Below are 23,028 nucleotides of genomic sequence, written 5' to 3' on the forward strand. Positions count from 1 at the left end.
GGTCCGCTCCGTCGCGTCCCGCCCGGGCCGTGGCGAAGCGGGACGACGCCCGGCCCGCACCGGAAGGCCCCGTGTCTCCCGGCGGCGCCACGCCCCGGCCCGTCGGGGACAAGCTGGTCGCGCCGCAAGCCTCGGATCAGCTTGAGCCTTTACGACTGTCAGGAACACGTCGAGACCTGCACGCGAGCCCGCGATGAGCACCAGCCCCTTCCCCGATGCCGGCGCCAGCCCCGCCTTCCCGAGCCAGGGCCCCTCGACCGGAGCCCAGCCGGCGGAGGACGGGCGCAACCTCGACTCGATCCTGCGCATCCCGGTCCTGGTGCAGGTGGTGCTCGGCTCGGCCACCATGCCGGTGGCCAACCTGATGAAGCTCGGCCGCGGCGCGATCGTCTCCCTCGACCACCGGGTCGGCGAGCCCGTCGACGTGATGGTCAACGGCCGGGTGATCGCCCGGGGCGAGATCGTCATCGTCGAGGAGGAGAATTCCCGCTTCGGCGTGTCCCTGACCGAGGTGGTCGGCCCGGCCGACGCCGCACAGAACGGCTGATCGCGTGAACTTTGCGGCGTCCCCCCCGGCCCTGCGCAGCGGCTCCCGCCAGCTCGCGCCCGTCGACCAGGTCGCGACCTTGCTCCTGGCCATGGGCAAGCCCGCGGCGGGACGCCTGCTGAAGTACTTCGAGCCGGACGAGATCAAGCGGATCACCCAGTCGGCGTCGCGGCTCGGCGCGGTGAGCCCCGACCTGCTCGACACCGTGGTCGAGAGCTTCGCGGAGGAATTCGCCAGCGGCTCGAGCCTCGTCGGCACGGTGAACGAGGTCGAGAAGCTCCTCACCGGCCTGCTCCCGGCCGACCAGGTCGCCGACATCCTGGCCGACCTGCGCGGCAACGCCAACCGCTCGGTCTGGGAGCGGATGGCGACGGTGTCGGAGAGCTCGCTGGCGAGCTACCTCGTCAAGGAGCACCCGCAGACCGCCGCCCTGATCCTGTCGAAGGTCAAGCCCGCCATCGCCGCCAAGGTGATGGGGCACCTGCCGCTGCCGGTGCGCAACACCGTGATGCGGCGGATGCTGAACGTCAAACCGGTGACCGACGACGTGATGCAGGCGGTCGAGCGTGCCCTGCACGAGGACTTCCTGATCAACGGGTCGCGCAATTCCGGCGCCGACACCCACGCCAAGATGGCCGACATCATCAACAAGATGGACCGCCAGCAGATGGACGAGGCGCTGTCCAGCCTGTCCGACACGCTGCCGAAATCGGTCGAGATCCTCAAGGGCCTGCTCTTCACCTTCGACGACATCGTCAAGCTGGCGCCGCGCGCGCGCACCACCCTGTTCGACGCGGTGCCCAACGACCGCCTGGTGCTGGCCCTCAAGGGCACCGACGCCGAGTTCCGCACGGTGGTGCTGAGCGCGCTGTCGGCCCGCGTCCGCCGCATGGTCGAGCACGAGCTCAACGGCGGCGACCCGGCCGCCCAGCGCGACGTCATGGAGGCGCGCCGCAGCATCACCGACCTCGCCATGGACATGGCGGGCCGCGGCGAGATCGAGATCAACCCGGGAGGCGAGGATGAAGCCCTCATCCGCTGAACGGCGCGCGCTGAGCGGGGCGATGCCGGGCCCACGGCCCGTCGCTCCGGCCGGGGCGGGGTTCGCGCCCCGCGCGGCCGCGCATGTCTGACGAGACCGACCAGGAGAGCAAGACCGAGGCCGCCACCGAGCGGAAGGTGCGCGACGCGATCGAGAAGGGCGACGTGCCGTTCTCCCGCGAGGCCCCGGTCTTCGCCTCGATCCTCGGCCTCCTGGTCTGCCTGAGCCTGGTGGTGCGGGGCCAGGCGGCGGCGCTCGCCCGGGACCTCTCGTCGTTCCTCGACCATCCGGGGGGCTTCTCCCTGGCCTCGGCCGAGGACGCCCTGACCCTGATGCACGCAACCGGCTTCGCGCTCGCCCGTTTCCTCACGCCGATCCTGCTGGTCCTCACCGGCTTCGGGCTCGTCGCCTCCCTCGCCCAGAACGTCCCGAGCCTCGTTTCCGACCGGATCGCCCCGAAATGGAACCGCGTCTCGCCGGCCTCGGGCTGGGGACGGATCTTCGGCCGCTCCGGCCAGGTCGAGTTCCTGAAAGCCGTCCTTAAAGTCTCTTCGGTCAGTCTCGTCGTCCTCCTGCTCCTGCGCTCGGAACAGGCCAAAGCCGTGAGTGCCATGTTCGTCGACCCGAGCCAGCTCCCCGAGCTGATCCTCACGACCGCGATCCGCCTGGTCTCGGCCGTCAGCATCGCCACCATCGTGATCGTCGCCGGCGATCTCGTCTGGGCGCGCCTGCGCTGGCAGCGCTCGCTCAAGATGTCGCGCCAGGAGATCAAGGACGAACACAAGCAGATCGAGGGCGATCCGACCGTCAAGGCGCGCCTGCGCTCGCTCGCCCAGGACCGCAACCGCAAGCGGATGCTGGGACAGGTCGACCGCGCCACCGTGGTGATCGCCAACCCGACCCACTTCGCGATCGCGCTCCGCTACGAGCCCTCCGAGGGCCCGGCGCCGATCGTGCTCGCCAAGGGCCAGGACCTCATCGCCCTGCGCATCCGCGAGATCGCCGAGCAGAAGGGCATCCCGGTGATCGAAGACAAGCCTCTCGCAAGGTCGCTGTACGATGCTGTCCAGGTCGACCAGATGATTCCCGCGGAGTTCTACCGCGCGGTCGCGCAGATCCTGTTCTTCCTGTTCGCGAGACAACGATGATCCCTCACGACCACGATCTCGCGCAGGCCCGGCCGATCACCCGGGACGTGATCGCGGCGGCCGAGGAGGTCTTCGCGACGGCGCTCCGCGACTTCATCTCCGAGTTCTGCCTGCTCGACGGCAGCGTGCTGATCGGCTGGGTGCGGGGCGAGCGCCACGGCAACATCGCCGACCTCGTCGCCTCCTCGGCCGAGCCGTTCTTCAAGGACGCGACCCTCACCTATGCCGATGCGGCCGACGTCTGCCTCGACTGGGGCCGGTCGATGCAGGTGGTGCTCGACATGGAATTCGCGGCCAAGCCCGTGACGGTGTTCTTCAAGCTCGTCCTCGACGGCTGCTTCGTCGGGGTCGCGATCCAGCGCATCCTGGCCGAGGACGGCCCGCCCCTGCGCCTCGACACCTTCGCCCGCGCCCTCTCGGAGGCCCGGCTGTCCTGAGAGATCGGGTCCCGTCACGACGGGACCGGACCGCGAAGATTTTTGCGCCATCCCCTTGATTTCGCCACATTGCCGAGAGCGTCCGCGACCCCGTCCGGGATCGGGCTCGACCATAGAATTCATCGATAGATTAATGGTTTGCGACCGAATCGGCGGTGCCCGCCCCCGGTCGAACTAACCTGGCCGTAACGCGCCCCCCAGTACACACCCCCCGGGTTTCCTAAAAAAAGTCCTGCGAAGCGGGCTTGCTGCGGCGCGGCGGTCATTGACCGGCCGCGACCACCCAGACATGAATTCGTCCGAGGCAAATCGCGGACCGCAGGCAATTCGGACCGGCGCCGGCACTGCCGGGCCCGGAGCGACCCAAGGTTCGCACGGCTCGGCAGGACGGGGCACAGGTCGATGCGGCGCGATTCGACCGGGGTCGATGAGGGTACGACAGATGTATTTCTTGGTTGATGCCAGGAAATCGGTGAATGCGGGCTTCAAGGCCGGATTCGACCGGGAAGGAGTATCGTCCTTTTCTCTTTCCCCGGAGGAGTTCACGAGCTGGATCGAATCGGCGTCCCGCAGCGACCTCGACGCGGTGCAGGGCTTCCTGCTGGGCGATTTCGACGAGCGGGCCCGCTGCGCCAGCGCGATCCGCCGGCAATCCCGCGCCCCGATCATCGCGCTGGCCGATTCGCGGTCGTTGGAGCAGACCCTGGTGCTGTTCGATGCCGGCATCGACGACGTGCTGCCCAAGCCCGTCCATGTCCGCGAGATCCTGGCCCGGGCCGAGGCGATCTGGCGCCGGGTCAACGGGGAGGCGGCGCAAGACCACCCACCGACCACCGTCGCCCCGGACGACATGCCGGCGGCGCCGGCCCCGCGAGCGGAGCGGCTGAAGGTGTTCTTCGACGGGCGCGACCCCGAGATCGACGGCGTACCCCTCACCCTGCCGCGGCGGGAGCGGCACATCCTGGAATTCCTGGTCCGCAACCGTGGCCGGCGGGTGACCAAGACCCAGCTCTTCAACGGCGTCTACGGCGTCTACAGCGACGGCGTCGAGGAGAGCGTGGTCGAAGGCCATGTCAGCAAGCTGCGCAAGAAGCTGGCCCAGGCCCTCGGCCACGACCCGATCGAGGCCAAGCGCTACATCGGCTACACCTATGTGGGGTGAGGGCCGGCCGCCACGCCGTCCCGGATCCCGCGGGGTTCCGGCCTGACGGAGCGGACGGCGCTCCTCCCGGGCATACGCACGAAATACCGACGGGCCGCGACCTCGTCGCCCGAATGCACGACTTGCAAAACGGCCTTACTTGCAGAACGGCCTTACTTGCAGAAAGTCTTGGCACCCGGGGTCCACTGGCCGAAGCCTGAGGCCACCATGTTGGCGATCACCCGGCAGACATACTGCTTCTGGGCCGGGTTGTTGTTCGGGCCGGCGTGGTAGCGCGCCACCGCCAGGGTCCAGCTGCCCTCCCGGGCCTTCAGCTCCTTGAGGAAGATCGTCGCGTATTCGACGTTCTGGCGCGGGTCGATCATCGCCTCGAGCGAGGCGAACTTCGCCCGGTGATAGTGATGGTTGATCTGCATGCAGCCGAGATCGACCAGGCGCACGCCGCTGGCCTGCGCCTCGCCCAGGCGCCGGATCACGTCGGCGGCGCTCGCGCCGAAATAGGCCTTGCCGCCGATATTCATCGCATAGGGTTGCAGCGAGCCGCGGTTGCCGCTCTCGGTCAGCCCGACGGCGTAGAGCATGCCGAGCGGCACGCCGTGGCGCGCCGCGGCCTGCGCCATCTGCTGCTCGCAGACGTTACCGGTCGCCGGCAGCGGCGCCTTGGCGGCACCGGAGACCGTGGCGGCGGCCTGCGCGCCCGAGACGGCGCTAAAGGTAAAGAGCGCCGCGGTCGCGATTGCCGGAATGCGCATCATCTCTCTGCTCCATGGTCCGGCGTCCGCCTTCCTCGGGCGCGTCCGGGGTGCGGCGGGCCGGCTGGTCCGGGCTCGCGCCGCCATGCTGTTGCCCGCCCGCGAAGGACGGCGGGGATTGGCCGCCTTGGCCGCTCCCTTGCGGCGCGCCTTGCGGCAGCGCGTCGGGCTGGCCCGGCAGGCGGCCGGCCTGGACCGTGACGAGATCGGGCTGGTAGCCGGCCTCGCGCACCAGGGCGCTCAGGAGGCCGCCGTCACGCCGCAGGAGATCCGCGGTCTCCTCGCGCTCGGCGCGCAGGTCCATCTCCAGGCGCCCGTCCTGAAGCCGCATCCGGACCATGACCTGGCCGAGCTCGGCCGGACGCAGCTGCAGCGTCAGGAGCCGGACCGGTCCATCCGCCTGGGCGGCGGCGCTCCAGGCCGCCGCGACCGCCCCGGCCCGGACCGAGGTGGGATCGGGCAGGGAGGCGGCCCCGGTCGCCACCGCATCGGCGATCTGGCGCAGGGTGGCGAGGGGCAAGGCCGCCGGAGCCGGAGCGGGTTCCGCCGCGGCGACGGGAGCGGACACGCTCGCCGCCGCCTCCTCGGCCCGGCGCTCGCCGGGCGTGGCCGGGGCGGCGATCCTGGTCTCGGAGACGGACTTGGTCTCCTGATGCGGCTTCGCCTCCTGCGCGGGTTTGGCCTCCTGCGCGGGTTTGGCCTCCGGCGCGGGTTTGGCCTCCGGCGCAGGCTTGGCCTCCTGCGCGGGCTTGGCCTCCGGCGCAGGCTTGGCCTCCGGCGCGGGCTTGGCCTCCGGCGCGGGCTTGGCCTCCGGCGCAGGCTTGGCCTCCGGCGCAGGCTTGGCCTCCGGCGCAGGCTTGGCCTCCGGCGCAGGCTTGGCCTCCGGCGCGAGCTTCGCCTCCGGCGCGGGCTTGGCCTCCGGCGCAGGCTTGGCCTCCGGCGCAGGCTTGGCCTCCGGCGCAGGCTTGGCCTCCGGCGCGAGCTTCGCCTCCGGCGCGGGCTTGGCCTCCGGCGCAGGCTTGGCTTCCGGCGCAGGCTTGGCCTCCTGCGCGGGCTTGGCCTCCGGCGCGGGTTTGGCCTCCGGCGCAGGCTTGGCCTCCGGCGCAGGCTTGGCTTCCTGCACGGGCGTCGCGTTCTGGGAAATCTGAGCGTCCTGCGCGGATTTCGGCGGCTGCGACGGCATCGACGCCAGCGGAGACGTCGACTCCTGCGGAGGTGTGGCCTCGGATGCCGGCGCGGCGGGCTCGGCTTCCGTTCGACGCGGCGGTTCCGCGATCCCGGTCATGCCAGGTGTCTGCGGGGGGCGACCGCTCCACCCGTCGGCCCGGCGGCCCCGATGGTGGTCGCCGGCGCGCCGCCCGCCGCGGTGGGCATCGCAGCCGGGTGGCCGATGGCCGGCGCGCTTGGCTCGGGTCGGGGCGCCATCGTCGCCACGCGCTCGGCCGGGGCCGGCGATCCCGCTACACCCACGGAAGGCGGCATCAGGGCGTCGCGCGGCGGGCGAGAGGCGTTCGGCACCGCGGCGGGGGCTTGGTCGACGGGGGCTCGGCTCGTAGGAGTTTGGCCGGCGGGGATCTGGTCGACGGAAGCAGGCTCCGGCGCCGCTGCCTGGCCGGCCGGAACCGGGCCGCCGACCGATCCGGGCAGCGGCATGGCGGGTTGCGGCGAGGCGGCCGCCACGGTCTCCCGGGAGGCCGGGCCTCCCGGCGCGGAAGCGGAGCTTGCCGTCCCGCGCGGGGCCGGGGCGGGGAGCGCAGCGGCCTGCTCCGCCTCGGCGGCGACCCGGTGATTGGTGGCAGCGGCGGCCGCCTCCGGCCTGGTCGGCACCGCGGCCGCGGCGGCAGGCGGGACCACGGTCGGCGACGCGGCCGGCGAAGGCGCGGCGACGACGGGACCGGCGGCCGGCGCGGGAGCCGATCCGGCGACCGGGGACGACGCCGTTCCCGGTGCGGCGAAGGCCGGGCGTGCCGCGAGGGCGGGCGTCGCGACGGGAGCGAAATGCGTCTCCTGCGCGATCACGGTCATGGCCGGCCGCGCCGCAGCGGCGGACGCGGCCGAGCTGCCGACCGAATCGCCGGCGGAGTCGAAAGCCCGCTGCGGCAATGCGGGGGCCGGGGTACCGGCCAGGGTCGCGGGCACCGGCTGCACCGGTACCGGGATCGCCGCATCGGTCCGCACCGGCCACGGCAGGGCGGCGAGCGGAGCCGCGACCGCCGGCTCGGGTGCCGGGGCGGCCTGCGTATCGGGGCCCGCGCCGTCCCGGTCCGGGACGACGGCCGCGGTCTCGGGGCGCGAGGCCGGCTCCGGCGCATCCGCCACGGCGCCCGCGAGCACCGGGTGGGGCAGCGCCGCCTCGCGCTGCGGACGCGCGATCGGCGTCCCCCGCGATGCCGGGTTCGGGAGGATCGCAGGCTGCGGAGAGACCGGCGCGGCCTGCACCGGCGCCGGGGTGGAGGGCGGCGGGGCGGCGGGGGAGACGGGCGCGGCGACCATCTCCGGCGTGGAAGCGGGAACGGCGGCAGGCGTCGCCTCCGGGCGAAGGTCCGTGGCAGCCGACAGCCCGGCCGGGACGGCGAGCGCTCCCGCCGCGGCAGCGGCCTGTCCCGCCGGCACGGTCGCGGCCGGACCCGGCACGGGAGCCCGGTTGGCGGCCCGCTCCATCAGGGCCGCGAGGTCCGCATCACCCGGTCGCGAGGTCACGCTCGCGCGGGTGCCGGCCGAGACCGCACTGGCCGAGACCGCACTGGCAAGGAGTGTCCCGAGGGTCGTCGGAGGCGGGGACGCCTCGGCGCGCGCGGGTGCGGTCCCGGCGGCCGGGTCGGTGCCGGCCTCGGGCGGGGTCGCGGGCGCGGGGCGCTCGCCCTTCTCGAGGAGCCCGAGCACGGCATCGAAGCCGCCGCCGGAATCCCGCGGGGTCGGGTCGCCGGGATTGCGGGCGCCGTCGAGGCGCGGCCGCGGGCCCGTCAGCATGGCGTCGAGGGGAGTCACGGGTCGGTCCTGTCGATCATCCGGTCGACCTGCGCGAGCGCTTCGCGCGCCCGGGCGATCGACGCGGCCTCGGGAATCTGGCGCTTGCCGTCGGCGGGGGCGGCCGCGGCGATCGGCGGCGGGGGTGCGGCCGCGGGCGCCGGCGGCGCGCCGCCGCGGATCTGGCGGGCGGTGGAGAGCGCGGCGTCGAGGAGGGTGCGGTCGGGCGCGTCGAGCCCGGCCGGGTCGACGGCACGCAAGCCCTCGAGCCCGTCCTCGTAGCGCCCGTCGACCACGATCAGGGCGGCGGCGCGGTAGAGCCGGGCCCGGGCGGCGGCCTCGCTGTCGGTCGCCGCGAGGCTGAGCGCCCGCTCGGCCGCGAAGGTCGCGGTCTCGCGCCGGCCCTGGTCGAGCCCGGCCCGGGCGACCAGGAGATAGAGGTCGCGCCGCTCGCCGGGCTCGATCTCGTCCAGCATCCGCTCGAGGCGATCGACGCGGGCGCGGTCGCTGTCGAAGTCGAGGCGGGTGAGCGCCGTGGCGAAGCGCTGGCGGAAATTGCCGGCATAGACCGAGCGGCGGAACCGCCGCAGGTACTGGATCGACAAAGCCTCGAAGCGCAGGGAATCCCCGCCCTGGGCGTGGATGAAGATCTCGCGGCGCAGAGCCCCCTCCTCGACCAGGGTGCCGGGTGCCAGCAACCGGGCGAGGTCGAGGAGCTCGATCGCCTTGCGCGGCGCCTCGCGCACCGTGACCGCGGCAAGCGTCAGGGCGAGCTGGCCGGCCAGCCCGGGGGGCTGGCTGCGCGGATCGAAGCGGCCGAGCAGGGTCCGGGCCTCGCGCTCGCGGCCCTCCAGATAGGCGAGCGCGCCGCGCACCAGGGCCGCGTCGTCCTCCGATGGCTTGGCCGCCTCGCGTATCCGCCGCAGGACCGCCGGACCGCCGCCGCTGAGCGCGAAGGTCACCGCCGCCCGCACGTTCTCGGGGCTGGCCCAGGCCTCGGGATCGAGGGCGAGCAGGCGCTGCTCGATATGGCCGAGGAGCTGGCGCTGGGCGAGATGGGCCTGGGTCGAGCCGCGGGCGATCCGGTCCTGGAGGAGCTGGAGCGTGCGCACCATCTCGACCGGCAGGCCGCGGGGTGCCACCGGCAGCGGCTCGATGGGCTTGGGCGGCGGCCCGCCATGGCCGTCCCCTCCCCCGCCGTGGGAATCGGCGGCCGGCGCGGCATGGCCGCCGCCATGGCCGTCCCCGGCGGCGCGGGCCGGCAGCGCCGTCGAGAGGCCGGCCGCGAGGAGGAGCCCGGCCAGCGCGAGGCCCGTGACGCGGCGGCTCATTCGGGCAGCCCCCGGACCAGGATCTCGATGCGCCGGTTCTCCGCCGCCTTCGGATCGGCGGGATTGCGCGGCTGGCGATCGGCATAGCCCTCGATGCGCTCGATCCGGGACTCGTCGACGCCGCCGCGCACCAGCATGTAGGAGGCCATCTGCGCCCGCGCCGTCGAGAGGCGCCAGTTGTCGTAGGTGTCGGAGCGGAACGGCCGCGAATCGGTATGGCCGCGGACCACGATGCGGCCGGGCCGGCTGTTGATCACCTTGGCGATCTTCTCGATCGCCTTCACGACCTTCGGGGTCGGCTCGGCCGAACCGACGCCGAACATGCTGAAGTCGATCTCGTCGGTGATGCTGATCAGGATGCCCTCGCCCGAGCGGCGCACCTCGACCTTCGGGGTCGGCGTGCCGGTGGCGAGCGGCGCCACCGCCTTGGCGATCTCGGCCTTCATGGCGGCGACTGCGGCGGTCTCGGCGGCCTTCTCCTTCGCCTGATCCTTCACCTGATCCTTGGGGGCATCGATGGAGGCCGGCGCCTTGAGGGCGGCCGATTTCGCGGCGTCCTTGGCGTCCTTGGCCGGATCCTTGGGCGTGAGCGGCAGCCCGTCCTCGGCCGAGGCGACGCGGGTGGGCGCGTCCTTCGAGTCGCGGGGCTTGGCGGCGGCGACTTGGCTTGCGGCGATCTGGCCGGCGGCGTCGAGGCGGTTCTCGGACGGGGCCGAGACCGCGGTGCCGACCTTGCCCGGCCGCTCGGTGCGGTGGCGCGGCAGCGGCTCGACCTGCCAGTAGAGCGGATCGAACGGATCGCGCGCCGCGTCGCCGCCGCTGATGCCGGGCTGGCCGGATTCGACCGCGGCCGCGTCGGAACTCGCCGTGTCGCCGCGGTCGCCCTCGGCGGCAAGCCGCGCCAGCACCGCGTAGGGGTCCTGGAACAGGGCCGATTCCCGCGACCGGCTGCCCGGCGCGGCCTCGCTCGCCTTGTCGCCGGCCTTCCCCTCGCCCTTGCCGTCCCCCTTGCCTTCGCCGCCCTTGCCCTCGGCCTTGCCGCCCTCGGCGCCGGGCTCGGACGGGGTGTCGTGGGGATCGCGAAGGCCCTTCTTGTCGTGGGTGACCTCGGCGAGCTTCACCGGGTTGAAATACTCGGCGATGGTCTGCTTCTGTTCCTTGCTGGTGGAGTTGATCAGCCACATCACGAGGAACAGCGCCATCATGGCGGTCATGAAGTCGGCGAGCGCGATCTTCCACGCGCCGCCGTGATGGCCGTCCTCGTGGTCGCCGTGGCGCTTGATGATGATGATTTCCTGATGGCCTTCGGACATCTCAGGTCTCCGCCACCGCCGCCGCGATGAGGCGCGTCCAGGCGCCGAGCTGGGTATCGATCACGGTCTGGTCGGCGCTCACCTGCACGTCCGCCGTCTCGGCCGCGGTGAACGAGACGAAGGCCGAGAGCGGCCCGAGGCGGGCGGCGAGCGCCGCGAGCAGGTCTTCCGGCCCGCTCACCCGCACGGTCGCCGCCTGCGGCTCGGCCAGCAGCCGCGTCAGCGCGCCGCTCAGCTCCGCCACCGCCTGCCGGCGCAGGGCGTCGGTCAGCACCGGCACCAGCAGCCGGGCGATCCGGTCGGACAGGGTCGCGTCGAGGGCGCGCAAAGCCGCCGCGAAGCCGTCGGCCAGGGCCTCGGCCTCGGCCTCGCTCCAGTGCCGGCGCGCCTCGGCGAGGCGGTGTTCCGCGGCTTCCGCCGCCCGGCGGCGGGCGATCTCCGCCTCCTCCCGCGCCTCGGCCAGGCCCTGCTGCCGGCCGCGCTCCTCGGCCTCGGCGAGGAGCGCCGCGCGCTCCTCAGGGGTCTCGCGCCTGGGAGCCGGCGGCTTGACGAAGGGCGAGGCGACGATGCTCGGCTCGGCGACGGGCGGCGGGACTGCTGCGGGAGCCAGGACGATCGGGGACATCGCGGTCGGCGATGTCACGGCCGGCAATGTCACGTTCGGCTTGGCCGGACGCGGCAGCAGGCCGTCCTGCCAATCCGCCGGGGGGCCGTCGAGCAGCCCGACGGGCGGGCGGTCCGACTGGACCGGCTCGACCAGGATCGCGTCCGAGGGGGCCGGGACCGGGAGCGCCAGGGGGCGCGCGGGGCCCGGGCGAGGCCGGCCCAGGGATCGCCGAAGGCCGGGGCCGCGGCCGCCTGGGAGGGAACCGGAGCGGGCGGGAATTCCGGCAGGTAGCGGGCGATCGGCGTATCCATCACGCCATTTCCTCACGCATCAGCCAGCGCTTGAGGATGGCGGCGACCTGCTCCTCGTCGAGGTCGATCAGCTGCTCCAGGCGCTTCTGCGGCGAGTTCTTCGCCTTCTCGGCCATGTCCTCGATGAGGCTTGCCATGGCGGGCACCCCGTCGGGGCCGGCGAGCGCCGCCTGGCCGGGGATCGCCTGCCCGGGTGCCGGCAGGGCGCCGGCCTCGGCCATCGCGGCGCCCGGCAGCGCGGCGGCGGCCCCCGCGGCCTCCAGGGCGGCGATCTCGGTCTGGGCGGCTTCCGGCACCGCCAGGATGGCGCGGAGCGCCGGGCGCAGGCCGAACCAGATCAGCAGGCCCGCCACCACCAGGATGGTGGCCGCGTTGATGAGGGTCGCGGACTGGCGCATCATCACGTCGGCGATGCTGAGCGGCGGCACCGGCTCCATGGACTGGCCGTCGTTGATGAAGCCCACCGCCGCGACCTTGACCGTGTCGCCGCGATCCTTGCTGGCGCCGGCCGCCGAGGCGACGATCTGCTCGATCTCGGCGATCTGCTTGTCGAGGTTGACGGTGGCGGCGTCCTGGCCCGGCTGGCCGGCCTGCGCCGCGAGGCGCGAGCGGTTGACCAGCACCGCGACCGAGAGGTGCTTCAGCGCGTAGCCGTCGCTCACCGTCTGCACGACCTTCTGGCCGATCTCGTAGTTGGTGAGGTCCTCCTTCTTGGAGGTCTCGTTGCTGGCGGTGTCGTTGCCGTCCGAGCGGGTGCGCTGGTCGGGCAGGTTCTGCTGGGCGCTGGTCGGCCGCTGGGAGTTGCGGTTCTGGCTGTTCTCGTTCTCGCGCACCGAGCGGACCGAGCGGGCGACCTGCTGGTCGGGGTTGTAGATCGTCTCGCTGGTCGAGGTCTTGTCGGTGTTGAGCTGGGCCGCGACGCTGACCTCGAAGTTGCCGAGGCCAAGATAGGGCGTGAGCGCCCGGCGGATGCGGTCCTGCACCTCGCGGCTCATGTCCTTCTCCAGGCTCGCCATCTTGCCGGTCGGGGCCTGGGCGCCGTCGTCGCCCGACAGGAGCAGCGTCCCATCGGAGCCGATCACCGTGACCCGGTCGGGCTTCATGCCGGGAATCGCCGAGGCGACGAGCTGGCGGATCGCCTGGGCGCCGCTGCGGTCGTCGGCGGGCTCGGTGCGCACCACCACGGAGGCGGATGGCGGCTGCTGGTCGCGCCGGAACGAGCCGCGCTCCGGCAGCACGATGTGGACCCGCGCCGCGCGCACGCCCTTCATGCCCTGGATCGTGCGGGCGATCTCGCCCTCGAGCGCGCGGACCCGGGTGACCTCCTGCATGAACGAGGTCATGCCGAGCGACCCGAGGTCGTTGAACAATTCGTAGCCCGACTTCGAGCTCTGCGGCAGGCCCTTCTCGGCGAGCAGCATCCGGGCCTGCGCGGTATTGCCGTAGGGCACCAGCACGGCGGCGCCGTCGGCGCTCACGTCGAAGCGGATGCCCGCATCCTTGAGCACGCCGCCGATGCGCGCCACGTCCTCGCGGGACAGGCCGGTATAGAGCGTCTCCTGCGCCGGACGGCTCAGGTAATAGGCCCCCAGGCCCACCGCCAGGAACACCACGAGGCCGATCACCCCGAGCGCGGCGAGGCGCCGGGGCCCGAGTTCGACGATGTTGCTCCAGAGCCTCTCGGCTTGCTCGCGACCGGACATCTGTTTTCGCCAATCCCGTCCCAGCGCAGGCGACACTGCCTCATCGCTCTCTTGCCGCCCCTGCCTTGTGCGGAGGTTGCGGCACCCTTGTGCGCCGGCGCACGCGGCCGCGGGCCGGTCGCTTGACGGTTTCGATGATGATTGTCATCAATATTTTCATGACGGTGATCATGAAACACCGCCGATCCGGAGCATGACCCATGAGCGACCACAAGCCCGCCGCCCTGATCACCGGCGCCTCGTCCGGCATCGGCGCGACCTATGCCGACCGCCTCGCCCGGCGCGGCCATCCCCTGGTGCTGGTGGCCCGCGACGCCGCCCGGCTCGCGGCGCTCGCGGCGCGCCTGACGGCGGAGACCGGCGTCGCGGTCGACGTGATGGCAGCCGACCTTACCGATCCGTCGGGCCTCGCCGCGGTGGAGGCGCGGCTGCGCGACGATGCCCGGATCGGGCTGCTCGTGAACAATGCCGGCGCGGCGGCGCCGGCGGGCTTTTCCGACCCCGACCTCACGCCGCAATACCGCCTCGTCGACCTCAACGTGGTGGCGCTGACGCGGCTCGCCGGCGCCGCCGCGCAAGGCTTCCTGGCCCGGGGCGGGGGCGCCATCGTCAATATCGGCTCGGTGGTGGCGCTGGCCCCCGAATGGCTGCCCGGCGTCTACGGGGCGACCAAGGCCTACGTGCTGACCCTGTCGCAGGCGCTCCAGTCGGAGCTCGGGCCGCGCGGCGTCTACGTCCAGGCGGTGCTGCCGGCCGCGACCCGCACCGAGATCTGGGAGCGTTCGGGGCGGGCGGTGGAGAGCCTGCCGGGCGTGATGGAGGTCGCAGAGATGGTCGATGCCGCGCTCAAGGGGTTCGACCGGCGCGAGGCGGTGACGATCCCGTCCCTGCCGGACGAGGGACAATGGCAGGCCTTCGAGGCGGCGCGCCGGGCGATGGTGCCGAACTTCGCGCAAGCACACGCCGCGGCGCGCTACCGCGCGTGAGGACGAGGCGGCATCGCGACCCGCCCGCGGGAAGATGAGGCGCGGGATATGGATCGCGCTTCGGCATTGGGCCCGGGCGAAGCAGGCTTTCGCCCTGCAATGGCTTCCCCCGGGGAATGACCGACGCAGTCGACCGACGGTCAGTCCGCCGGTCATGACCTGACACGATCCAGTCTTCACGCGCCCTTAACGTCGGATCGACAGGTTCGAATCGGTCGCCCCCGACCTGTCGAGGCCACTCGCCCCTGCCATGATCTCGCGACGCCTGCCCGCTCTGCGCTCCATCGGAGGCAAGCTCACCGCCGCCCTGCTCGCCTGCTCGCTGACGGCGACCGCGCTTCTCGGCTGGATGTCCTATCGGCAGCAGCAACAGGCCGCCGACGCCGCCATCGCCGCCGCGCTGGACCAGCGCTACCGGGCGGTGGCGGATGCGATGGCCGACCAGGGCCAGCGGGCGCTCGCGGCCGCGACGAGCCTCGCCCACGATCCGGCGATCGGCGAGGCGCTGCGGAGCGGCGACCGCCCGGCGATCCTCGCGCGCTACGCGGCGCTCGGGACGCCGCTCGCCGAGCGGCTGAACCTGCGGCTCGTCAGCTTCTTCCGCCCGGACGGGCTCGCGCTGGCGCGGCTGCACACGCCGAACGCCCACGGTGATTCGGTGCTCGCCCGCCGCGCCACCGTGCGGGCGGTGCTGCAGAGCGGCCGGCCGGCCACCGGCCTCGAGCCCGGGCGCGACACGATCTCGCTCTTCGCGACGGTGCCGGTCATGCGGGACGGCGCGACGGTCGGCATCGTCGATGTCGGCAGCCCGATCGGTGCCGGCTTCCTCGCCGACCTGAAGCAGCGGCTCGGCGTCGATCTCGCCGTCCACCTGGTCAAGGACGGCATGCCCGCGACCCTGGCGGCGACGTTTTCGGACAAAACCCTGCTCGACCCCGCCGGCCATGCCGAGGCGGCGGCCAAAGCGACGTCCAGGCCGATCGCCTGGCGCGAGACCCTGCTCTCGGGCCGGGAGACCGCCGTGACGGCCGGCCCGCTCGTCACCTATGCCGGCCAGGCGATCGGCACGATCGAGGTGGCGCTCGACATCGCGGACCTGGTCGCCGCCCGGCACCGGGCCGCGCTGACCTTGCTCGGGGTGCTCAGCCTCGCCGCGCTGTCGGCGCTCGCCGTCGCCTGGGCGCTGGCCCGGCATATCGGCCGGCCGCTCGCCGCCCTCGACCGCACCATGCAGGCCCTCGCCGAGGGCCATCTCGACGCCGACGTGCCGGCGACGGAGCGGCGCGACGAGGTCGGCACCATGGCCCGCTCGGTCCGGCTGTTCCGTGACGGCCTCGCCGAGGCCGAGCGCCTGCGCGCCGCCGAGGCGACCGGCCAGGCCGAGCGCGAGCGCCGGGCCGGCGCGGTGGACGACCTGGTGCGGGGCTTCGACCGGGCGGTGGGCGAGGTCGTCGGCATGGTCTCGGCGGCGGCGACCGAGATGCAGGCGACCGCAGCCCAGCTCACCGCCACCGCGGGCGAATCCGCCCGGCGCTCGGCCTGCGTCGCCGAGGCCGCGGGCGATGCGGCCCGGAACGTCCGGATGGTGTCCGCCGCGGCCGGCACGCTCGGCGCCTCGGTGACCGAGATCGACCGCCAGGCCGCGGCCTCGGCTGAGCGCTCGAAGGCCGCCGTCGCCGAGGCCGCGCAGGCCGGCACGATCGTGGCCGACCTCGCTGGCGCGGCCAACCGGATCGGCGACGTGCTCGCGCTCATCTCAGGCATCGCCCAGCAGACCAACCTGCTCGCGCTCAACGCCACGATCGAGGCGGCGCGGGCCGGCGAGGCGGGAAGGGGCTTTGCCGTGGTGGCGGCCGAGGTCAAGCAGCTCGCCGGCCAGACCGCCAAGGCGACGGCCGAGATTTCCGAGCAGATCGCCTGGATTCAGGCCTCGACCGGGCGGGCGGTGACGGCGATCGCCGGGATCACCGCGACGATCCACGCGGTGAGCGACACCGCCGAGGCCATCGCCGGCACCGTGCGCGAGCAGGGCTGCGCGACCCGGGAGATCGTCACATCGGTGGACCAAGCCTCGACCCGCACCGGCGACGTCACCGCGACGATCGCGGGCGTGTCGCAGGCCGCGCGCGAGACCGGCCACGCTGCTACCCAGGTGCTCTCGACCTCCTCGGAACTCGCGGGTCAAGCCGAGCGTTTGCGTGGCCAGGTGCAGGGATTTCTGGAGGCGGTGCGGGCGGCGTGAGAGTTGTCCGTTTGGGATCAAAGTCAGTTGGCTGTGCGAGGGGCTGCTCTGGATGGAAATCGACAGTCGGCTCAACCCGGCCCGGGTCGGCTCGATCAGTAGAGGCGCCCGAACTCCGCGACCCCGGTGATCAAACCCAATCGTCAGCTTGCCCAGCGAACTCGCCAGGTCGCCCCGCCCAGCGCCGGGCAAATTACCGCACGCCGCGCTCCTCGAACTTTTGCAACGGTCGCGCGCGCCTCCATGTCGTTGCGGCCGAACCAGTCGAGCAGGCATGAGAACCCTGGGCGCTTGCCCGACATCGGTGGACCCCGAAACCGTCCCGGTGACGAGGCGGTGCGGCTTGATGATTAACCCGGCGGCCTGGGTCTCGGTGAGTTGTTTTGGTGGTTTGGCTGGGAGTCGAGACGCGGAGGTCGGCCAAGAAGCGCAGCATGAGACAGACTTGTCCGAAAACCAGACCGAAACTCACCGCCTGTCAGGAACTCGCGGAAACCAGAGTATATCCCGACAAAACAGTGCTGTTTCGTCGCAGAAAATGCATGAAAACCAAAGATCTAGAGAGCTTCGTGATTGCGACGCCATCGTGAAGTGCCCTAGATTTGAACAGGCCGAACTGCCATGTCAAGAAAGGGTCGGCTCCAAACAGGCCTGGGCGGTCAGCGTCGCCCGTCCGGGAGGATCCCAAATGAACACGTCGTCGCATCGTCACCGGTAGGCTGGAGCCTTTGCGGGCCAGAGGTATAAGGCGATGACGGTGGAGTATGACAGGGCGCAGCCGGTACAAAAAACGTGTCGCTAATTTGCACGGCAATTCCCATTATAGGGTCCGCACTTTCGATGTTTTATCTATTTTCCACAGCGGGGGAACCATTTTCTGGTTCGCGCAAATTGCTTACAGGGAGTTAACAGATGCGAGATCTCGAATTTGTCAAAATTCCTGAATTTGAACACAAAAACAGTTTGCCGATTTAATATGAAAGCGCTTTTTCCAGAATCTGCGCACCTTGAGGAGAAGACATGCGGAAATTCTTGGTCTTTCCAGTAATTTCTATTGCTGTGCTCAGCTCTACAGTTGCGATTGCTCAGCAGTCGCCGCTGTTGCAGCCATTCGGGCCGACCGTGAAGATCATAGGGACACCCGAGCCTGGCACCAATCTTGGCATCAGCGGTCCTGCCAACGTGCCGCCGCGCTGGAGCCTGGCCCAGTGGAGTATCCCCAAGAACCTTGCACCGGCCGTCAATGCACCAGCCTCGGGCTGGACCACTGCCAACGGTTACGGCCGAGTGGTTTTTTCACCGACGCAGGACGGTTTCACGAACGTCTACGAACTTGCGCAAGCTGGCAACGTCTGTGGCGTGGAACGTGATATGTTCTTGGGTGCCGGATCAGACGACCTTCAGGGCTTGCAGGCGTCCGCTCCACTCAGCGAAGTTGGCTCGTTATTTGCCTCGATCACGTTGCAACCACAGTATTTTTCTACTTCTAAAGATTGTCAAAATCAATATGGTCAATACGTATACTCATTCATTCTCAGCTCGACCGGAGGAAATGGTTATCCGCCGCAGACATGGTTCTACCAAGTCAACGTAGGTCGCAATGCGCCTTTCGAAAAACAGGCCAATCCTGGTTGGTGCCCCGGTTACGACGATCGGGCTACACAGGAGTTCTGCGCGGATGACGACGTGCGCAATCTGAACACTGGCCACATCGTATTCGGGCAGAAGGGGGGCGTGGTAGATTTTGAGCTCTTGCCGCGCTTGAAGGCAATCATTCAGTCCAACCATCGGAAGGTCGGAGCCGGTTCCAGCGTCCGCCTTGATCCAGAGCTATCGCATTGGCGAATCACGTCAATATATCTTGGCGAAATCCTTCAAGGAAAGACGATCAGTACAACAAGGTGGAGCAATCCCAAGCTCGATCAATACAAAGGCGGTACGTTCTGTTCCAAAAATAAAACCGTACAATTCATCTGCAATGTTGAACGTCCACCCAATAACTGGGGCTGGGATCGGCAGGCCGATGGCTGCTGGCACCGCACCACGATGGAAGCATGCCGGTGACGAGGCTCCAGCAATGCGAAGAGCAGAAACAATCTTTCGGAACGAGAATGACGCCGACAACCACATAATTTTCGCGCAGAGGACTGATACGCCGATTGAACGCATGAAGTCGAAAGCGGATGAGGAGCGTCGAGAGCCTTTAACTGCGCCAAGTCATGGAGCACACTCTGCGTGCTGCGCATGCGTTGGAGGCCCGCGATAAGCAGACCGACCATGTTGCTTCAAAGATTCTCGCGATTGCTTAAGCGAACCGCGAGGAGCCGCGCCGGCTGGCCCCCACCCCTCAAAACCGCTCCACCCACGGCCGCAAATCGACCTCGAACGACCACGCATCCCGCGGCTGGCGCAGCAGATCGAGATAGGCGCGGGCCACGCCCCCCGGCGTGAGGGTGCTGTCGGGCTTGTCCGCCGGGTCGGGGCGGCGGGCGCTGCGGACCACGCCGTCGACGACGATGTGGGCGACGTGGATGCCCTTGGGGCCGAGTTCGCGCGCCGCGCTCTGGGCGAGGCCGCGCAGGGCGAACTTGCCCATCGCGAAGGCGGCCGAGTTCGCAAACCCCTTCACCCCCGCGGTGGCGCCGGTGAACAGGAGCGCACCGTGGCCGCGCGTCTCCATGCGCCGCGCCGCGGCCTGAGCGACCAGGAAGGCGCCGAAGGCGGTGACCTCGATGGCCCGCCGCACGGCCTCCGGATCGAGGGTGGCGAGCGGGCCGGGAGCCCGGGCGCTGGCATTGTAGATCACCACGTCGGGCTCGCCGATCCGGGCATCGGCCTCCGAAAACAGCCGCTCGACCGCCCCCGGGTCGGCGGCGTCAGTCGCGAAGGTCGCGGCCCCGGTCTCGGCGGCGAGGTCGGCGAGTTTTCCGGTGTCGCGGGCGGCGAGGCCGACCCGCAAGCCCTCGACGGCGAGAAGCCGGGCGAGCGCGGCGCTGATGCCGGCGCCGGCGCCGACGATGAGGGCGGTGCGGTAGGGCAGGCTCACGGACGTTCCTCCCGGGCGGGGGGCAGATCGAAGACCAGGCAGGTGGTGCTGGCGGTGGCGCAGAGCCGGCCGGCCGCGTCGGTGAGGCTCGCCTCGGCCACGGCCTGGCGGCGCCCGGCATGGACCACCCGGCCGGTCGCCGTGACGGTGCCGGAGACCTCCGTCACCGCCCGCAGGTAGTTCACCTTGATCTCGAGCGTGGTGTAGCCGCGCCCGGCCGGCAGGGTGCTGTGGACGGCGCAGCCCATGACGCTGTCGAGCAACGTCGCCAGCGCGCCGCCATGGACGCTGCCGATCGGGTTGTAGAGGTATTCGCCCGCCGGCATCCGCATCGTCACCCGGCCGGGCTCGGCCTCGGCCAGCGTGATGCCCATCAGCGCCACGATCGGCGGCGGCGGCACCGCGCCGGCAATCAGCGCCCGCAGGAAATCGAGCCCGGCGAGCCCCTGCCCGGCCTTGGCGATCGCCCGCGGATCGGACCAGGTCACGCGGCGCTCCCGCAAAGGCGCTTCCGGAACCGCGCTGGATTCCATGCTCCCTCCTTCTGACATGACATCAATCATGATACGATATTGATGATCGTCGTCCTCAATGAAGTCAACGGAGCGGATCGCAGGATGCGGGTGACGCGCGAGCAGGTCCAGGAGAACCGGCGCCGGATCCTCGAGGCGGCCGGCCGCCTCTTTCGCGAGAAGGGGTTCGCCGCCGTGACGGTGGCCGAGGTGATGGAGGCCGCCGGCCTGACCCATGGCGGCTTCTACGGCCACTTCGCCTCGAAGGAGGATCTCGCCGCCCAGGCCCTGGCCCAGGCGCTGGCGCCCGCGCCGCGGGAGCCCGGAAAGGCGCAGGATCTCGCCGGTTTCGTCGCCGCCTACCTGTCGGCGTCGCACCGCGACCGGCCGGGCAGCGGCTGCGCGCTGGCGGCGCTCGGCAGCGAGGCGGCGCGCCAGCCGGCCCCCGTGCGACGCGCCTTTACGGAAGGGGTGGAGGCGCGGCTCGCCCGGATGCAGGAGGCCATGCCCGACCGCGACCGGGCGGCAGCGCTCGCAGCGATCTCCCAGCTCGTCGGCGCCGTGATGCTCGCCCGGGCGGTGGACGATCCCGCCCTGTCCGACGAGATCCTGGCGGCCGGGCGGGGAGCGCTCACGGAAGCTTGAGGCAGGCCGGCAGGCTTTTGGTAACCCTCGCGTGACCATCCTGGGGGGCGTCCTTGCCCGAGGCCGGTGATGGTGTTGCGTGTTGCGTTTCCGTACCTGCCCTCGGCGGCGGTCCTGGCCTGGATGGTCGGCACCGGGCTCGCCGTCGCGGCCGAATCCCCGGTCCCGCTGCCGCCCGGGTCGGTGCCGGGCCAGTCTCCCCAGGCCCAGGCCGCCCAACCTCAGAATCCGCCCGTTCCGCCGGCCCAGGTCGAGCCCGCCCGGCGCGAGGTGACGAATACGCCCGATCCCCTGCCGGGCGGCGCGACGCCGCTGCCGGTCGGCCCGATCAAGCCCGGCGCCGCCCCGAAGACGGGCGATGCCAAGCCGGCCGAACCAAAGCCGGCCGAGCCCAGACCCGCCGAGCCCAAGGTGGCCGAACCCAAACCGGCCGACGGGAAGCCGAGCCCGAAAAAGGTCTCGCGCGAGTTGCCGCCGCTGGTGGTGGCGCGGATGTCGCAGGACACGACCCCGACCCTGACCCCGGCGACCTTCCTCGACACCCTGCGGGCGGCCGAGCGCTACCAGGCGCTGGTCGAGGCCGGGGGCTGGCCGTCCCTGCCGGCCGACCTCTCGGTGAAGCCCGGCGAGCGCAACCCGGCGATCCCGCTGCTGCGGCGCCATCTCGTCCTGACCGAGGATCTGGCCCCCGGCGGCCCGGAGACCGACCAGCTCGATCCCGGCCTCGTCGCGGCGCTCAAGCGCTACCAGTCCCGGCACAACCTGCCCGAGACCGGGCTGCTGGGCCGCCAGACCGTGGCCGCCCTCAACGTGCCCGCAGGCGTGCGCCAGCGCCAGCTCTCGGCCTCCGCCAACCGGTTGATCGGATCGAGCTTCCCGTTCGGCGAGCGCTACGTGGTGGTCAACATCCCCTCGGCCGCGGTCGAGGCGGTGGATCACGGCAGCGTGGCGCGCCGCTACGTCGCGGTGGTGGGCAAGCCCGAGCGCGCCTCGCCGTCGGTCGAGACGAAGATCACGAACATCAACTTCAACCCGACCTGGACCGTGCCGGTGTCCCTCATCAAGAAGGACATCATCCCGCACATGCGCAAGGATCCGGGCTACCTCGCCAAGATGCATATCCGCATGCTCGACGCCCAGGGCCAGGAGGTGCAGCCGACCGCCGTCGACTGGTCGACCGAGCGGGCGGTGAACTACACCCTGCGCCAGGATCCGGGCTTCGACAACTCGCTCGGCCAGGTGCGGATCGACATGCCGAACCGCCACGCGGTCTACATGCACGACACGCCGTCGAAGGGGCTGTTCTCCCGCGACGTGCGCTTCCACTCCTCGGGCTGCGTGCGCGTCGCCGACGTGAAGGCGCTGGTCGGCTGGCTGCTCGACGGCACGCCGGGCCCGAACGGCGCCGGCTCGGCCTGGGGGCCGATGGAGATCGAGACCGGCATCGCCACCGGCGAGCGCCGCGACATCAAGCTGGCGAAGCCCATTCCGGTGACCTTCGTCTATCTCACCGGCTACGCCACCCCGGACGGCCGGGTGCATTTTCGCGACGACGTCTACGGCCTCGATACCGGCAAGGACACGGGCAAGCCGGCCGATGTCGCGGTGACCGGGGCCCTGCCCAAGCCGGGGACCGCCAAGCCGGGGACCTCAAAGCCTGCGGCAGGCACCGCGGGGCAACCCGGGGCCGCGGCCGCCCAACCCGCCGTGACCAAGCCCGCGGCCGCGAAGCCCGCCGGAACCAAGCCCGCGGCCGCCAAGGCTCCGCCGGCCGGGAAGGTCCCGGCGACGGAGCAGCCGGCGCCGAAACCCGCCGCCAAGGCCCGGCCGGCCGAAAAGCCGGCGCCGGCTGCCGAGAGCCGGAAAGCCGACTCGCCGACCTGACCCGGTACGGCAGTGCTCGGAGCCGGAGCCCCTGCCCGTCCAGACCAAGGCGGAACGCAACCGCTTCGTCCTGCATCGTCAGCGGTTACGGATCCCTGGTTGCGCCGCGAGGCCCGGGGAATGATACCAACGGTCATTGGAAACGACCTTTGGTTCCGTTCTCGAATTTTCGTCAAGCCTCTGGCTTGGCATAGACAATTCGAGATGGCTCAATGGCCCGATGCGTCAGCATCTTGGGCCATTGGTATGACATCGACGGTGTCGAGCCGTCGGCCAACTCGAACAGGGTCTCCACCTGACGCGTTACCGTGCCGCCCGACCGCGTGGACGGGCCGCGACGGGCGGATGAGCCGTCGCCGCCCCTGCCGGCCGAGACCACGGCTGGGTCGAGCC

At 71.3% G+C, this 23,028-nt stretch carries 19 protein-coding genes; 10 read left to right on the forward strand and 9 right to left on the reverse strand.

The window, feature by feature from the left end; translation table 11 throughout:
* The first annotated feature begins 193 nt into the window (after window positions 1-193).
* The 5 genes from fliN to F1D61_RS02200 all read left to right on the forward strand — a co-directional run bounded on the left by fliN (window position 194) and on the right by F1D61_RS02200 (window position 4,336).
* Window positions 194-547, forward strand: coding sequence for a flagellar motor switch protein FliN (gene fliN, locus F1D61_RS02180; protein WP_246775677.1), 354 nt, complete (start codon window positions 194-196; stop codon window positions 545-547).
* Between the two features lie 4 nt (window positions 548-551).
* On the forward strand, window positions 552-1,589 hold the full coding sequence (locus F1D61_RS02185; RefSeq protein ID WP_203156325.1) for a flagellar motor switch protein FliG: 1,038 nt from the start codon (window positions 552-554) through the stop codon (window positions 1,587-1,589).
* Between the two features lie 83 nt (window positions 1,590-1,672).
* Entirely contained in the window at window positions 1,673-2,737 is a 1,065-nt protein-coding gene (locus F1D61_RS02190) for an EscU/YscU/HrcU family type III secretion system export apparatus switch protein (RefSeq protein WP_203156326.1), read from the forward strand.
* Window positions 2,734-3,174 carry a hypothetical protein gene (locus F1D61_RS02195; protein ID WP_203156327.1) on the forward strand — a complete coding sequence of 147 codons (441 nt, stop codon included), beginning with the start codon at window positions 2,734-2,736 and terminating at the stop codon, window positions 3,172-3,174. Before F1D61_RS02190 ends, F1D61_RS02195 begins: the two co-directional genes overlap by 4 nt.
* A 442-nt stretch (window positions 3,175-3,616) precedes the next feature.
* A complete protein-coding gene (locus F1D61_RS02200) occupies window positions 3,617-4,336 on the forward strand; it encodes a response regulator transcription factor (RefSeq protein ID WP_203156328.1) in 720 nt (239 codons plus the stop codon).
* A gap of 152 nt (window positions 4,337-4,488) precedes the next feature.
* On the opposite strand, the gene F1D61_RS02205 is transcribed toward F1D61_RS02200, so the two are convergent.
* The 7 genes from F1D61_RS02205 to fliF form a co-directional block, all read right to left on the reverse strand.
* The gene (locus F1D61_RS02205; protein WP_432443284.1) at window positions 4,489-5,088 is read right to left on the reverse strand and encodes a transglycosylase SLT domain-containing protein; all 600 of its coding nucleotides are present in this window, start codon (window positions 5,086-5,088) and stop codon (window positions 4,489-4,491) included.
* Window positions 5,045-6,211 (reverse strand): flagellar hook-length control protein FliK, encoded by a 1,167-nt coding sequence (locus tag F1D61_RS02210; RefSeq protein WP_203156330.1) that lies wholly within the window; start codon window positions 6,209-6,211, stop codon window positions 5,045-5,047. Before F1D61_RS02210 ends, F1D61_RS02205 begins: the two co-directional genes overlap by 44 nt.
* 158 nt (window positions 6,212-6,369) lie before the next feature.
* Window positions 6,370-8,076: a hypothetical protein gene (locus F1D61_RS34760; RefSeq protein WP_203156331.1), complete on the reverse strand. Its 1,707-nt coding sequence runs from the start codon at window positions 8,074-8,076 to the stop codon at window positions 6,370-6,372.
* Window positions 8,073-9,386, reverse strand: coding sequence for a chemotaxis protein MotC (locus F1D61_RS02220; protein WP_203156332.1), 1,314 nt, complete (start codon window positions 9,384-9,386; stop codon window positions 8,073-8,075). Before F1D61_RS02220 ends, F1D61_RS34760 begins: the two co-directional genes overlap by 4 nt.
* Window positions 9,383-10,699 (reverse strand): MotB family protein, encoded by a 1,317-nt coding sequence (locus F1D61_RS02225; RefSeq protein WP_203156333.1) that lies wholly within the window; start codon window positions 10,697-10,699, stop codon window positions 9,383-9,385. Before F1D61_RS02225 ends, F1D61_RS02220 begins: the two co-directional genes overlap by 4 nt.
* 1 nt (window position 10,700) lies before the next feature.
* Window positions 10,701-11,324: a hypothetical protein gene (locus tag F1D61_RS02230; RefSeq protein ID WP_203156334.1), complete on the reverse strand. Its 624-nt coding sequence runs from the start codon at window positions 11,322-11,324 to the stop codon at window positions 10,701-10,703.
* Window positions 11,325-11,616: 292 nt separating this feature from the next.
* The gene (gene fliF / locus F1D61_RS02235) at window positions 11,617-13,320 is read right to left on the reverse strand and encodes a flagellar basal-body MS-ring/collar protein FliF (protein WP_203156335.1); all 1,704 of its coding nucleotides are present in this window, start codon (window positions 13,318-13,320) and stop codon (window positions 11,617-11,619) included.
* Window positions 13,321-13,520: 200 nt separating this feature from the next.
* On the opposite strand from fliF, the gene F1D61_RS02240 reads away from it, so the two are divergent.
* From F1D61_RS02240 to F1D61_RS02250, 3 genes are all read left to right on the forward strand, one after another.
* Entirely contained in the window at window positions 13,521-14,306 is a 786-nt protein-coding gene (locus F1D61_RS02240) for an SDR family NAD(P)-dependent oxidoreductase (protein ID WP_203156336.1), read from the forward strand.
* 250 nt (window positions 14,307-14,556) lie between these two features.
* Entirely contained in the window at window positions 14,557-16,548 is a 1,992-nt protein-coding gene (locus tag F1D61_RS02245; RefSeq protein ID WP_203156337.1) for a methyl-accepting chemotaxis protein, read from the forward strand.
* A gap of 1,020 nt (window positions 16,549-17,568) precedes the next feature.
* Window positions 17,569-18,612, forward strand: coding sequence for a hypothetical protein (locus tag F1D61_RS02250; protein ID WP_203156338.1), 1,044 nt, complete (start codon window positions 17,569-17,571; stop codon window positions 18,610-18,612).
* Between the two features lie 283 nt (window positions 18,613-18,895).
* Here the strand turns inward: F1D61_RS02250 and F1D61_RS02255 are convergent, their stop codons facing one another.
* Both F1D61_RS02255 and F1D61_RS02260 read right to left on the reverse strand, forming a co-directional pair.
* Window positions 18,896-19,594 carry an SDR family NAD(P)-dependent oxidoreductase gene (locus F1D61_RS02255; protein ID WP_203156339.1) on the reverse strand — a complete coding sequence of 233 codons (699 nt, stop codon included), beginning with the start codon at window positions 19,592-19,594 and terminating at the stop codon, window positions 18,896-18,898.
* Complete coding sequence (locus F1D61_RS02260) at window positions 19,591-20,127, reverse strand: PaaI family thioesterase (RefSeq protein ID WP_246775678.1); 537 nt, start codon at window positions 20,125-20,127, stop codon at window positions 19,591-19,593. Before F1D61_RS02260 ends, F1D61_RS02255 begins: the two co-directional genes overlap by 4 nt.
* Before the next feature lie 84 nt (window positions 20,128-20,211).
* Between F1D61_RS02260 and F1D61_RS02265 the strand changes: the two genes are divergently transcribed.
* Both F1D61_RS02265 and F1D61_RS02270 read left to right on the forward strand, forming a co-directional pair.
* Window positions 20,212-20,751 (forward strand): TetR/AcrR family transcriptional regulator, encoded by a 540-nt coding sequence (locus F1D61_RS02265; protein WP_203156341.1) that lies wholly within the window; start codon window positions 20,212-20,214, stop codon window positions 20,749-20,751.
* 69 nt (window positions 20,752-20,820) lie between these two features.
* Window positions 20,821-22,635, forward strand: a complete 1,815-nt coding sequence (locus tag F1D61_RS02270) for a L,D-transpeptidase family protein (RefSeq protein ID WP_246775679.1) — start codon at window positions 20,821-20,823, stop codon at window positions 22,633-22,635.
* Window positions 22,636-23,028: the final 393 nt, after the last annotated feature.

Source organism: Methylobacterium aquaticum, from assembly GCF_016804325.1.
Taxonomy (GTDB): Bacteria; Pseudomonadota; Alphaproteobacteria; order Rhizobiales; family Beijerinckiaceae; genus Methylobacterium; species Methylobacterium aquaticum_C.

Excerpts from the sequence above, each read along its gene's own strand:
- F1D61_RS02270 (WP_246775679.1), top strand. The coding sequence starts at position 20,821 with ATGGTGTTGCGTGTTGCGTTTCCGTACCTGCCCTCGGCGGCGGTCCTG.
- F1D61_RS02250 (WP_203156338.1), top strand. The coding sequence starts at position 17,569 with ATGCGGAAATTCTTGGTCTTTCCAGTAATTTCTATTGCTGTGCTCAGC.
- F1D61_RS02200 (WP_203156328.1), top strand. The coding sequence starts at position 3,617 with ATGTATTTCTTGGTTGATGCCAGGAAATCGGTGAATGCGGGCTTCAAG.
- F1D61_RS02220 (WP_203156332.1), bottom strand. The coding sequence starts at position 9,386 with ATGAGCCGCCGCGTCACGGGCCTCGCGCTGGCCGGGCTCCTCCTCGCG.
- F1D61_RS02240 (WP_203156336.1), top strand. The coding sequence starts at position 13,521 with ATGAGCGACCACAAGCCCGCCGCCCTGATCACCGGCGCCTCGTCCGGC.
- fliF (WP_203156335.1), bottom strand. The coding sequence starts at position 13,320 with ATGTCCGGTCGCGAGCAAGCCGAGAGGCTCTGGAGCAACATCGTCGAA.
- F1D61_RS02265 (WP_203156341.1), top strand. The coding sequence starts at position 20,212 with ATGCGGGTGACGCGCGAGCAGGTCCAGGAGAACCGGCGCCGGATCCTC.
- F1D61_RS02245 (WP_203156337.1), top strand. The coding sequence starts at position 14,557 with ATGATCTCGCGACGCCTGCCCGCTCTGCGCTCCATCGGAGGCAAGCTC.
- F1D61_RS02195 (WP_203156327.1), top strand. The coding sequence starts at position 2,734 with ATGATCCCTCACGACCACGATCTCGCGCAGGCCCGGCCGATCACCCGG.
- fliN (WP_246775677.1), top strand. The coding sequence starts at position 194 with ATGAGCACCAGCCCCTTCCCCGATGCCGGCGCCAGCCCCGCCTTCCCG.
- F1D61_RS02260 (WP_246775678.1), bottom strand. The coding sequence starts at position 20,127 with ATGGAATCCAGCGCGGTTCCGGAAGCGCCTTTGCGGGAGCGCCGCGTG.
- F1D61_RS02225 (WP_203156333.1), bottom strand. The coding sequence starts at position 10,699 with ATGTCCGAAGGCCATCAGGAAATCATCATCATCAAGCGCCACGGCGAC.
- F1D61_RS02205 (WP_432443284.1), bottom strand. The coding sequence starts at position 5,088 with ATGCGCATTCCGGCAATCGCGACCGCGGCGCTCTTTACCTTTAGCGCC.
- F1D61_RS02230 (WP_203156334.1), bottom strand. The coding sequence starts at position 11,324 with ATGTCCCCGATCGTCCTGGCTCCCGCAGCAGTCCCGCCGCCCGTCGCC.
- F1D61_RS02190 (WP_203156326.1), top strand. The coding sequence starts at position 1,673 with ATGTCTGACGAGACCGACCAGGAGAGCAAGACCGAGGCCGCCACCGAG.